This window comes from Bacillus sp. SIMBA_031 (assembly GCF_046535225.1).
Lineage (GTDB): Bacteria > Bacillota > Bacilli > Bacillales > Bacillaceae > Bacillus > Bacillus velezensis.
Genome location: NZ_JAWRXC010000696.1, coordinates 1 through 234, shown reverse-complemented (window position 1 = coordinate 234; position 234 = coordinate 1). Strand labels below are relative to the sequence as shown.

The window sequence follows — 234 nt, the reverse complement described above, 5'->3', positions numbered from 1 at the left end:
GCTTCGAAAACTTCCTCGGTGGGTCCGGCCACGACACGATCACCGCGTCGCTCGCCATCAACATCATCGATGGCGGGGCTGGAGAGGATGTCTTCCGCTTCACCTCGGCGGCAGCGGCCAACGGCGACAAGATCTATGGCTTCCAGCCGGGAGACAAGATCGACTTCTCGGCCATCGACGCCAACACGTCGGTCGCCAGTGTCCAGGGCTTCGCGCTGAAGGCGGGCTCGATTA

At 62.8% G+C, this 234-nt stretch carries 1 protein-coding gene; it reads left to right on the top strand.

Annotation, left to right across the window (positions count from 1 at the left end; translation table 11 throughout):
• Positions 1-234 (top strand): M10 family metallopeptidase C-terminal domain-containing protein (locus SB724_RS21865; RefSeq protein WP_410573180.1); only part of this gene is annotated, 234 nt, incomplete at both ends.